Here is an 11,507-nt window from a genome sequence, read left to right on the forward strand (position 1 = left end):
GGGTGCTTGTCAAGGCATCTTTCCCGCCTTGACAAGCACCCCCGAACCGTCAGCACAATGAAGGCATCGGGGTGGTGGGCGCCGAACGCGGGCAATGTCGCCGCCAGGCGACGAGCCGAACGCGAACACCCCAGAACACGAGTAAGGGGGCCGACCGCATGGCCGACCCCCGTGCTTACCCGGTCCTTCCCAAGACCGCGAAAACGCTGACCCCGTGAATCTCCCCTAGATCTCCCCGAAGAAAATCCCCAGGTCAGGCGCAATCGCGGCAGATCAGCCGTCCGCCGTTGTCCTCGGCGAGCCTGCTCCGGTGGTGCACCAGGAAGCAGACCGAGCAGGTGAACTCGTCCGCCTGCTTCGGCACGACCTTCACGGTCATGTCTTCCCCGGAGAGCCCGGAGAGGTCCGCGCCGGGAAGCTCGAAGTTTTCCGCGGTCGCGTCCTCGTCGACGTCGACGACGCCGGACTGGTTCTCGTTGCGCCGAGCCTTCAGCTCCTCCAACGAGTCTTCGGCCAGCTCGTCGGCTTCGCTGCGGCGCGGAGCGTCGTAGTCGGTAGCCATGGTGTCCCTCACCCCTGCGATTCAGCGTGTCGTCCTGCACCGGTTCCGGAGGCGCCCGATACCGGTCGTGCCGCTGGTCAACGTTCCAGCGCCCCTGTTTGTGCCCGGCCTGCGAGTGACCCAGGTCTCAACCTGGTTGACCTCGTCCGGCGGCCGGAGCCCGGGAAGGGTAGCTCACCGCCGGGCGCGTCTCGCACCGAGTCGGACATTGCTGCTCCAGCGTCACCCGGGAGGGGGAACGCGCAGGTGAGACGCCTGTCCTCCGTTCGGGTTGCCCCGGCGTCGCGAACGTCACCTCGCGGCCGTGTCCGCTTGCTCCCCCGGAGCCGTCCGTGGTGCGATCGCCACGGAGGGGCATTACGCGGAACGGGTGAAGGTGACCCGCGACACCGCGCGCCGCGGCCAGCGCCTAGGCTCACCGGCTACCACGCCGGTGCGTACGCTGGCGGTTACCGCGAGGCGCGGCGGGGTTACCGCGGCCGGTTCTGCGAGGGGAAGGGACGGGGCAGGTGGCGTCGGGGAACGGGTCGGGGAACCGTGGTGCGCGGCCTTATCGCAAGCACCGTCCGCTGCCCGCGTTGATCGTGATCGGCGTGCTCGCGCTGGGCGCGGTGTTCGTCTGGGTCAACGCCGTGGTCGGCCGCGGCGACGTCGACGAGGCGGTGCGCTGCAGTCCCGAGCCCAAGGCCCCGCCGGGGATCACCTACACGTCGGTGCCGCACAACGGCCTGGACGACCGCTCGCCGATGCCGCCGGACAAGGTCGCGCTGAAGGTGCTCAACGCGAGCAGCACGCGCGGGCAGGGCAGCATCGCCACCAACGCGCTCCGCGATCTCGGCTTCACCGCCATCGGCGACCCCGGCAACGACCCGGCGTACCCGAAGGGCGACGCGCGCTGCCGCGGCCAGATCCGCTACGGCGACAACGGCGCCGCCGCGGCCCGCACGGTCAGCCTCGTGATCCCCTGCGCCGAACTCGTCCACGACACCCGCAAGGACGCCACCGTCGACCTCGCGACCGGCAAGCTGTTCACCGACATCCAGCCGCGCCCCGAGGCGGTCAAGATCCTGAAGCAGCTCACCACCTGGTCGCAGTCGCACCAGGGCGGCGGCAGCAGCGAGCAGTCCGCCAGTCCCGGCGCGCCGGTGATCGACCAGACGCTCCTGGCTTCGGCCCGCGCCGTCACCTGCTGACCTCGTCCGCGAACGAGGTCAGCGGGCACGACCCGCGGTCACACCTCAGCCGCACCGCCCGCGGCCAGCGCCGCGCGCAGTTCCGGCGCGATCCCCGGCGACGCCGCGAACGTCGAGTCCTCCCCCAGATCCGCCGCCTCGCCCGGCAGCAGCACCGTCGCGCCCGCCTCCTGCGCCACCAGGGCCCCAGCCGCCCAGTCCCAGCGGTGCAGGCCGTGTTCGAAGAATCCGTCCAGCCAGCCGGCCGCGACGGCGCACAGGTCCAGCGAGGCCGCTCCCCCGCGGCGAATGTCGCGCACGCGCCCGACCAGATCGGCCGTCAGCCTGCCCTGCCGGACCCGGCGGTCCTGTGCGTAGGAGAACCCCATCCCGACGAGCGCCAGATCCAGCCGGTCCGCCTTCGACACCGACAGCCGGTTGCCGTCGAGCCACGCACCGCCGCCCCGGACGGCCGTCCAGCGCCGCCCGCTCACCGGCTCCACGACCGCTCCCGCGACCGACACCCCGTCGATCTGCGCGGCGATCGACACCGCGAAGGCCGGCAAGCCGTAAAGGAAGTTGACCGTCCCGTCGATCGGGTCGACCACCCAGGTGACCCCTCCTCCGACAGAACCGCCGCCCTCCTCCCCCAGCACCGGTTCCCCGGGCCGGATCCGCGCCAGCCGCGCGCGGACCAGTTCCTCCGATTCCCGGTCCACCGCCGTCACCACGTCGGTTTCCGCGGACTTCGTGTCCACCGCGACCTCGCCGCCGGACTGCATCCGCACCCATGCCGTCCGGACCAGGTGCGCGGCCTCGACCGCGACCTGCTCGGCGGTGTCTTTCAGGTCGTTCGGCATCGCCTCGTCAACTCCCACGCCCGCCATGTCATCACATCCGGTTAAAGTCTCCGCAGCAGACTTCTGAATCGTGCGAGAAGGGACCACGTCAGTGACGGCGACCCGAGGTTTCGGAATCGACATCGGCGGCAGCGGGATCAAAGGCGCGCTGGTCGATTTGGAACAGGGACAGCTCATCGGGGACCGGCACCGGATCGAAACGCCGCAGCCGTCGACGCCGGACGCGGTGGCGGACGTCGTCGCCGAGATCGTCCGCGCGGCGGAGTGGGACGGCCCGGTCGGCGTCACGCTCCCCGCGGTCGTGAAGAAGGGCACCGCGCACACCGCGGCCAACATCGACCGCAAGTGGATCGGCACGGACGCCGAGGCGCTCTTCGCGAAGCGGCTCGGCAAGGGCGTCGAGGAAGTCACGATGCTCAACGACGCCGACGCCGCGGGCCTCGCCGAGATCCGCTTCGGCGACGCGGCCGCGCGCACCGGCGTGACCGCGCTGCTCACCTTCGGCACCGGCATCGGCAGCGCGCTGTTCCACGACGGCAAGCTCGTGCCCAACACCGAATTCGGCCATCTGGAGGTCGACGGCCACGACGCGGAGAAACGCGCCGCCGCTTCGGTGAAGGACAACGAGGGCCTGTCGTATCCGCAGTGGGCCAAGCGGGTGCACCGGTACCTCTCGGTGCTGGAGAACCTGATCTGGCCGGACCTGTTCATCGTCGGCGGCGGCGTCAGCAAGAAGGCCGAGAAGTGGGTGCCGCTGCTGGACATCCGCACGCCGGTGGTCGTCGCGTCGCTGCAGAACAACGCGGGCATCGTCGGGGCCGCCGCGGCCGCCGCGGAGGGCGCCGGGCACTGAGCGGGGAGGCCCCGCGGCGGGTCTCGGACCGGTCACCGGGAGGCGCCGGGCAGGGGCCGGAGGGTGATCGCTTCGCGACGCAGTGGGCCGACGTCGTTACAATGGAACACGGCGCAGGAGCTGCGGAGGCAAAACCGCAGGCCGAGGCGTGTTCCCCGAATGTGAGGCAGCCGAGGTGGCGACATCTCGGCTCGTCATGATCGACCGCTGCGAAAGGGCGTAAGTGGCAGCCGCAAGAACCGCAACCCGAGGCGGGACGAAGACAGCGACCGAAGCCGGCGAGCCGGCCGACGAGGCGGCCACCGGAGCGGAGAAGTCCCCGGCGCGCAAGACCGCCGCGAAGTCGGCAGGCGCGAAGAAGACTCCGGCCAAGAAGGCTCCGGCGAAGAAGGCCGCCGCGAAGGGCGCGAAGACCGACGACGGCGATCCCGACGGCCCGGTCGACCTCGACGAGGCCGAACTCGACAGCCCGGACCTGTCCGATCTCGAAGAGGTCGAGGTCGACGTCGTCGACGAAACGGTCAACGACGAGACCGACGACGATGACGACGATTCCGACGACGCGGACGAGGCCGAAACGACCGAAGGGCCCGCGGGCGCGGCCACGTCCACCGCCGCGCGCCGTCGCGCCGCGGCGGCGGACAAGGGCGGCAAGTCCTCGGACAACCCGGACTTCGTGTGGGACGAGGAAGAGTCCGAGGCGCTGCGCCAGGCGCGCAAGGACGCCGAGCTCACCGCGTCGGCCGACTCCGTCCGCGCCTACCTCAAGCAGATCGGCAAGGTCGCGCTGCTGAACGCCGAGGAGGAGGTGGAGCTCGCCAAGCGGATCGAGGCGGGGCTCTACGCCGCCGAGCGCGTGCGCACCGCCGAGGAGGAGGGCGAGAAGCTCGTCACCCAGATGCGCCGCGACCTCAAGTGGATCGTGCGCGACGGCGAGCGGGCCAAGAACCACCTGCTGGAGGCGAACCTCCGGCTCGTGGTGTCGCTGGCCAAGCGCTACACCGGCCGCGGCATGGCGTTCCTGGACCTGATCCAGGAGGGCAACCTCGGCCTGATCCGCGCGGTGGAGAAGTTCGACTACACCAAGGGCTACAAGTTCTCCACGTACGCCACGTGGTGGATCCGCCAGGCGATCACCCGCGCCATGGCCGACCAGGCCCGCACCATCCGCATCCCGGTGCACATGGTGGAGGTCATCAACAAGCTCGGCCGCATACAGCGCGAACTCCTGCAGGACCTCGGCCGCGAGCCGACGCCCGAGGAGCTCGCCAAGGAGATGGACATCTCGCCGGAGAAGGTCCTGGAGATCCAGCAGTACGCGCGCGAGCCGATCTCCCTGGACCAGACCATCGGCGACGAGGGCGATTCGCAGCTCGGCGACTTCATCGAAGACTCCGAAGCGGTCGTCGCGGTGGACGCGGTGTCGTTCACGCTGCTGCAGGACCAGCTCCAGTCGGTGCTGCAGACGCTGTCCGAGCGCGAGGCGGGCGTGGTCCGGCTGCGCTTCGGCCTCACCGACGGCCAGCCGCGCACCCTCGACGAGATCGGCCAGGTCTACGGGGTCACGCGCGAGCGGATCCGGCAGATCGAGTCGAAGACGATGTCGAAGCTGCGCCACCCGTCGCGCTCGCAGGTGCTGCGCGACTACCTGGACTGAGCTTCTCCGGTTCCCGCGAGAAACCCCGCCCCGCACTACGCGGCGGCGGGGTTTTTTCGCGTTTACCGACAACAACGCGACCGGCGTCCGCCTGGCAATTCCGCGAAATCCTTCCTTCGGCCGGCCACAGTGGACACCGGCCGGTCCGGAAAACCCGGAGACGCGGGATCCCGATGCGAATTACGCTGCCGCACAACCGGAATGCACGGGCCCGGTTCCGGCGGAGGAAAGCGCCTCCCGGCGGCGCCGCCGAGCAGCGGACGTTCCGCGGGTGTCCGTTTCCCGTTCACAACCGTTCACCCGGAACCCCCGGAACCGTTCCGGAATACTCATCGCCGGTGCACAGTCGCGCACCCACCGCGACACCGGGACCCCGACAAGAGGCTAAAGTCGGTTGTTCTCCGCCCGAACACGGAAATCGTGATTGTTTGGTTGCCTGAAAACGAAGATCGCAACGGGTGATCGCGATTAGGCTGCGCCCACAACGAGCGTCAGTATTGGAAGGCAGCACCGCCCAGTGTTTTCGACGAAAACTCAATCGCGAGCGAGCCAGGGAAGCCCGGCGGCTCGGAGCGGATCCTCCGGCCCCGGTGAAGCGAGGCAACTGTGATCGGGTTCCTCCTCCGCAGACTCGTCAACTACATCGCCCTGTGCCTCGTCGCGACTTTCGCGGCGTTCTCCTTGGCGTCTCTGTCCTTCAGCCCGCTGGACGCGCTCAAACTGCGCAACCCGCCCGCCCCGCAGGCGACCATCGACGCGAAGGCCGCCGAGCTGCACCTGGACCAGGCGATCCCGCACCGGTTCTTCACGTGGCTGGGCGGCGTCATCCAGGGCGACTTCGGCCGCACTGTCGCCGATCAGGCGATCACCGACGAGCTGTTCCGCCGCGCGGGCGTGAGCCTGCGGCTGTTCCTGCTCGGCATCACGATCGGCATCATCATCGGCGTGCTGGTCGGCGTGGTCAGCGCGATCCGGCAGTACAAGATCAGCGACTACCTCGCCACCACGTTCTCCTTCGTGGTGCTGTCGACGCCGGTCTTCGTGATCGCCACGATCCTCAAGGCGGGCGCGCAGTCGGTCAACGACAACCTGCTCGACGGGTACCAGTTCTTCATCGTGCAGGGCGAAGGCGGCGCGATCGACGGCGGTTTCGGCGACGTCCTGCTCGACCGGCTGCAGCACATCATCGTGCCGACCCTGGCGATCGTGCTGACCCAGGTCGCCTACTACAGCCGCTATCAGCGGTCGGCGATGCTCGACGTGCTCGGCTCGGACTTCCTGCGCACCGCGCAGGCCAAGGGCCTCACCCGCAGGCGCGCGCTGTTCAAGCACGGCCTGCGCACCGCGCTGATCCCGATGGCGACGCTGTTCGCGTTCGGTTTCGGCCTGCTCATCACCGGCGGCGTCTTCACCGAGAAGATCTTCGGCTGGTACGGCATGGGCGACTGGCTGGTGACCGGCATTCAGAAGCAGGACACCAACATCGTCACCACCGTGACCCTGTTCATCGCGATCTGCGTGCTGCTCGCCGGCTGGCTCGCGGACGTGCTCTACGCCGCGCTCGACCCGAGGGTGAGGATCTGATGGCCGCCCCATTGAACGAGGCCGACCTCGCCGACTCGGCCGTCGCCGCCACCGAAACGGCAACCGAGCAGCAGGGCGGGAAGTCCTCCAGCCGCGGCAAGCTCGTCTCCCGCCGGTTCTTCCGCAACAAACTGGCCGTCGCCGGGCTGGTCGTGATCCTCCTGTTCTACGTCCTGGCGTTCACCTACAGCTGGTATTCGCCGTGGGGCTACGACGAACTCGACCCGGCCTCGACGCTGATGCCGCCGGACGGCACGCACTGGTTCGGCACCAACCAGATCGGCGGCGACATGTTCGCGCAGACCATGCGCGGGCTGCAGAAGTCGCTCACCATCGGCCTGCTGGCCGCGCTGTTCTCCACCGGCGTGGCCTCGATCGTCGGCTCCGCGGCCGGGTACTTCGGCGGCTGGACCGACCGGGTGTCGATGTGGGTCGTCGACCTGCTGCTGATCCTGCCGCCGTTCCTGATCATCTCGATCCTGTCGCCGGCTTTCCGCGGCAAGACCTGGCTGATCCTGGTCGGCCTGATCGCGCTGTTCCAGTGGATGATCACCGCCCGCATCGTCCGCGGCATGACGCTGACGCTGCGCGAACGCGAGTTCGTGAAAGCCGCCAAGTTCATGGGCCAGTCCCCGTGGCGGATCATCTTCAAGCACATCGTGCCGAACATGGCGTCGCTGCTGATCATCGACGCGACGATCAACGTCGGCGTCGCGATCATCATGGAGACGTCGCTGTCGTTCTTCGGCTTCGGCGTGCAGGCGCCGGACGTTTCGCTGGGCACGCTGATCTCGGCGGGCTCCGACGCGGTCCGCACGTTCCCGTGGCTGTTCTACATCCCGGCCGGCTTCCTGGTGTTCACCGTGCTCGCGGTGAACTTCGTCGGCGACGGCCTGCGCGACGCGCTCGACCCGTCGTCCAGCCGGTCGCGGCGCAAGGAACGCAAGCGGATCGAAGAAAAGACCAAGTCGACCGCGTCGACGAAGACCGTTGGAGCAGAAGCATGAGCGCCGCACTCGAGCTGAGCGCGGAAACGGGCAAGCCCACCGGCACCGTGCTCGAGGTTTCCGACCTCGAAGTGTCCTTCCCGTCCGAGTCCGGCCGCGTGCACGCCGTGCGCGGGCTGAACTATCAGGTCGCCGCGGGCGAGGTGCTCGGCATCGTCGGCGAGTCCGGTTCGGGCAAGTCGGTGTCGTCGCTGGCGGTGATGGGGCTGCTGCCGCCGCAGGCGCGGGTGTCGGGCTCGATCCGGTTCCAGGACAGCGAATTGATCGGCAAGTCCGACGCCGAACTGTCGAAGATCCGCGGCAAGAAGATCTCGATGGTCTTCCAGGACCCGCTGTCCGCGCTGACCCCGGTGTACACCGTCGGGGCGCAGATCGCCGAAGCGCTGCTGGTGCACGGCAAGGGCACGGTCACCAAGCAGCAGGCGAACAACCGCGCGGTCGAACTGCTCGACCTGGTCGGCATCCCGAACGCGGCGGCGCGGGCGAAGGCGTTCCCGCACGAGTTCTCCGGCGGCATGCGCCAGCGCGCGGTGATCGCCATCGCGATCGCCAACGACCCGGACCTGATCATCGCCGACGAGCCGACCACCGCGCTCGACGTGACGGTGCAGGCGCAGGTGCTGGAGGTGCTGAAGACCGCGCAGGAGGTCACCGGCGCCGGCATCGTGATCATCACGCACGACCTCGGCGTGGTCGCCGGGTTCGCCGACCGGCTGATGGTGATGTACGCCGGGCGCGCGGTCGAGCAGGGGCCGGTCGACACGATCTACGCCCAGCCGCGGATGCCGTACACGCTGGGCCTGCTCGGTTCGATCCCCCGCGTGGACGCGCGGGAGAAGCAGCCGCTGGTGCCGATCGAGGGCCAGCCGCCGTCGCTGGTGAACCTGCCCCAAGGCTGCCCGTTCGCGCCGCGCTGCCCGCTGGCGATCGACGCCTGCCGCACCGCGGAACCGGAGCTGTTCACGATCACGCCGGGCAACCCGAACGCGCCGGTCGACACGACGCACCGGTCCGCCTGCATCCGCACCGAGGAACTCGCCCGTCCGGAAGCGGACGCCGCCGAGGTCTACGGCGCCGAGGTGATCGAGGAGGCCGCGGTCGCTTCGGTGCCGCGCGCCCAGCGCTCGACCGTGCTCGACGTGCAGGACCTGCAGAAGCACTACCCGGTCAGCAAGGGCACCGTTTTCAAGCGCAAGATCGGCACGGTGCGCGCGGTCGACGGGATCACCTTCGACATCGTCGAGGGCGAAACCCTGGGCCTGGTCGGGGAATCCGGCTGCGGCAAGTCGACCACGCTGATGGAGATCCTCGAACTGGCCGCCCCGGCGCACGGTTCGGTCGCGGTGCTCGGCAAGGACGTCGCGAAGCTCGCGGGCAAGGACCGCAAGTCGATCCGCCGCGACCTGCAGGTGGTCTTCCAGGACCCGATGGCCGCGCTCGACCCCCGGCTGCCGATCGGCGACATCATCGCCGAGCCGATGGTCACGCACGGGTTCTCGAAGGAGCGCATCGCCAAGCGCGTGCCGGAACTGCTCGGGCTGGTCGGCCTGCGCCCGGAGCACGCCGACCGGTATCCGGCGGAGTTCTCCGGCGGGCAGCGCCAGCGCATCGGCATCGCCCGGGCGCTCGCGCTGGAGCCGAAGCTGATCGTGCTCGACGAGCCGGTGTCCGCGCTCGACGTGTCGATCCAGGCGGGCGTGATCAACCTGCTGGACGAGCTGAAGGCCAAGCTGGGCCTGTCGTACCTGTTCGTGGCGCACGACCTCTCGGTGGTCCGGCACATCGCGGACCGGGTGGCGGTGATGTATCTCGGCAAGATCGTGGAGATCGGCGACGTCCGCACGGTTTTCGAGGCGCCGCAGCATCCCTACACGCAGGCGCTGCTGTCCGCGATCCCGATTCCCGATCCGGCCAAGGAGCGCGAGCGCGGCCGGATCATCCTCACCGGCGACCTGCCCAGCCCGGCGAATCCGCCGTCGGGCTGCCGCTTCCGCACCCGGTGTTTCGTCTTCTCCCAACTGTCCGAAGAGGACAAGAAGAAGTGCGTCGACGTCGAACCTCCGCGCGAATCCCGCGCGCAGGATCACGACGTCGCGTGCCACTACGCCAAAACCCGCGAAGTTGTGTAGCCACAATCCGTTGGCACACCAGAAGAAGGAAGGTAAACACATGCGACGGAGAATGGCCGCACTCGTGGCCCCCGTTGCCGCTCTGGGGCTTCTGCTCGCCGCTTGCGGCGGAGGCAGCGGCGGCGGCGGCGACAAGGGTTTGCAGGACGCCGGCACGACGGGCGTCAAGACCGCGGACATCAACGAGCAGCCGCTGGACAAGCTGAAGGACGGCGGCGACTTCAAGTGGCCGATCGACTCGATGCCGGACAACTGGAACTACAACCAGGTCGACGGCACGGTGCTGGACGGCGCCAACATGGACGGCGCGATCATGCCGTACATCTTCACCCAGAACGCCGACGCGTCGGTCTCGGTGAACAAGAACTACCTGACCTCGGCCGAACTGGTCAGCCAGGACCCGCAGGTCGTCGAGTACAAGATCAACCCGAAGGCCAAGTGGAGCAACGGCCGCCAGTTCTCGTGGGAGGACTTCGCCGCCCAGGCCAAGGTGCTCAACGGCAAGGACCCGGCCTACCAGGTCTCCGGCACCACCGGTTACGAGGACATCGCCAAGGTCGAGAAGGGCACTGACGATCTCGACGTCAAGGTGACCTTCGGCAAGAAGTTCGCCGAGTGGAAGGCGCTGTTCTCGCCCTTCTACCCGAAGGAACTGAACTCCGACCCGAACACCTTCAACAAGGCGTGGGCGCAGAAGGCGCTGATCACCGCGGGTCCGTTCAAGATCAAGAACGTGGACAACACCGCCAAGACCGCGGTGTTCGAGCGCGACCCGAACTGGTGGGGCGACAAGCCGAAGCTGGACACCGTGACCTTCAAGGTCGTGGACCGTCCCGCGCTGGCCGACGCGTTCGCGAACGGGCAGATCGACTTCTACAACCTGAACAACGACATCAACGCGTTCAAGCGGGCCCAGTCGGACCCGAACGCGGTCGTGCGCCAGTCGACCTACCCCGACTACACGCACATGACGCTCAACGGCGCTTCGTCCTCGATCCTCGCGGACAAGGACCTGCGGGTGGCCGTGCTGCGCGGCGTCGACACCGTCAGCATCGCGAAGTCGATCCTCGGCCAGATGCAGAAGGACACCACGCCGCTGGGCAACCACTGGTTCCTCAAGGGCTCGAAGACCTACGAGGACAACAGCGGCCCGTACAAGTTCGACCAGAACGCGGCCAAGGCGGAGCTGGACAAGCTGGGCTGGAAGCAGTCCGGCGACCTGCGCGCCAAGGACGGCAAGCAGCTGAAGCTGCGCCTGGTCATCCCGACCGGCACCCCGATCAGCCAGCAGACCGGCCAGATCCTGCAGTCGCAGCTGAAGGCGATCGGCGTGGGCATCGACATCGTCGCGGTCCCGACCGCCGAGTTCTTCAAGAACTACGTCAACGTCGGCAACTTCGACCTCACGCTGTTCCGCTGGATCTCGAACTCGTTCCCGATCGGCGGCAGCAAGGGCATCTACTACTACGACCCGAAGAACGTCAACCAGAACTACGGGCACATCGGCAGCGACAAGGTGAACCAGCTGATCGACGCCGCCGCGCAGGAACTGGACGACACCAAGCGGGCCGCGGACCTCAACGCCGCGGACAAGGAGATCTGGGCGCTGGGCCACCAGCTTCCGATCTTCCAGTCGACCGGTGCCTTCGCCGTCCGCAAGACCCTCGGCAACTTCGGTTCGCC

At 68.4% G+C, this 11,507-nt stretch carries 9 protein-coding genes; 7 read left to right on the plus strand and 2 right to left on the minus strand.

Annotation, left to right across the window (positions count from 1 at the left end; genetic code table 11):
* Positions 1-253: 253 nt before the first annotated feature.
* A complete protein-coding gene (locus ACWDNU_RS43530; RefSeq protein ID WP_013224476.1) occupies positions 254-562 on the minus strand; it encodes a DUF4193 domain-containing protein in 309 nt (102 codons plus the stop codon).
* A 509-nt stretch (positions 563-1,071) separates the two neighbouring features.
* Here ACWDNU_RS43530 and cei point away from each other — a divergent pair.
* Positions 1,072-1,755 (plus strand): envelope integrity protein Cei, encoded by a 684-nt coding sequence (gene cei / locus ACWDNU_RS43535; protein ID WP_449673161.1) that lies wholly within the window; start codon positions 1,072-1,074, stop codon positions 1,753-1,755.
* A gap of 38 nt (positions 1,756-1,793) precedes the next feature.
* Here cei and ACWDNU_RS43540 read toward each other — a convergent pair whose 3' ends face one another.
* The gene (locus tag ACWDNU_RS43540) at positions 1,794-2,621 is read right to left on the minus strand and encodes an inositol monophosphatase family protein (protein WP_449673162.1); all 828 of its coding nucleotides are present in this window, start codon (positions 2,619-2,621) and stop codon (positions 1,794-1,796) included.
* A 64-nt stretch (positions 2,622-2,685) separates the two neighbouring features.
* On the opposite strand from ACWDNU_RS43540, the gene ppgK reads away from it, so the two are divergent.
* From ppgK to ACWDNU_RS43570, 6 genes are all read left to right on the plus strand, one after another.
* A complete protein-coding gene (gene ppgK / locus ACWDNU_RS43545) occupies positions 2,686-3,447 on the plus strand; it encodes a polyphosphate--glucose phosphotransferase (RefSeq protein WP_370938885.1) in 762 nt (253 codons plus the stop codon).
* A gap of 223 nt (positions 3,448-3,670) precedes the next feature.
* Positions 3,671-5,104, plus strand: coding sequence for an RNA polymerase sigma factor (locus ACWDNU_RS43550; protein WP_370938886.1), 1,434 nt, complete (start codon positions 3,671-3,673; stop codon positions 5,102-5,104).
* A 606-nt stretch (positions 5,105-5,710) separates the two neighbouring features.
* Positions 5,711-6,688: an ABC transporter permease gene (locus tag ACWDNU_RS43555; protein ID WP_116205697.1), complete on the plus strand. Its 978-nt coding sequence runs from the start codon at positions 5,711-5,713 to the stop codon at positions 6,686-6,688.
* Complete coding sequence (locus tag ACWDNU_RS43560; protein ID WP_449673163.1) at positions 6,688-7,695, plus strand: ABC transporter permease; 1,008 nt, start codon at positions 6,688-6,690, stop codon at positions 7,693-7,695. Before ACWDNU_RS43555 ends, ACWDNU_RS43560 begins: the two co-directional genes overlap by 1 nt.
* Entirely contained in the window at positions 7,692-9,824 is a 2,133-nt protein-coding gene (locus tag ACWDNU_RS43565) for an ABC transporter ATP-binding protein (protein ID WP_449673164.1), read from the plus strand. Before ACWDNU_RS43560 ends, ACWDNU_RS43565 begins: the two co-directional genes overlap by 4 nt.
* Positions 9,825-9,864: 40 nt before the next feature.
* Positions 9,865-11,507, plus strand: a 1,643-nt coding sequence (locus tag ACWDNU_RS43570) for an ABC transporter family substrate-binding protein (protein ID WP_449673165.1), incomplete at its 3' end; no start/stop codon positions are given.

This window comes from Amycolatopsis sp. NPDC003676 (assembly GCF_053587275.1).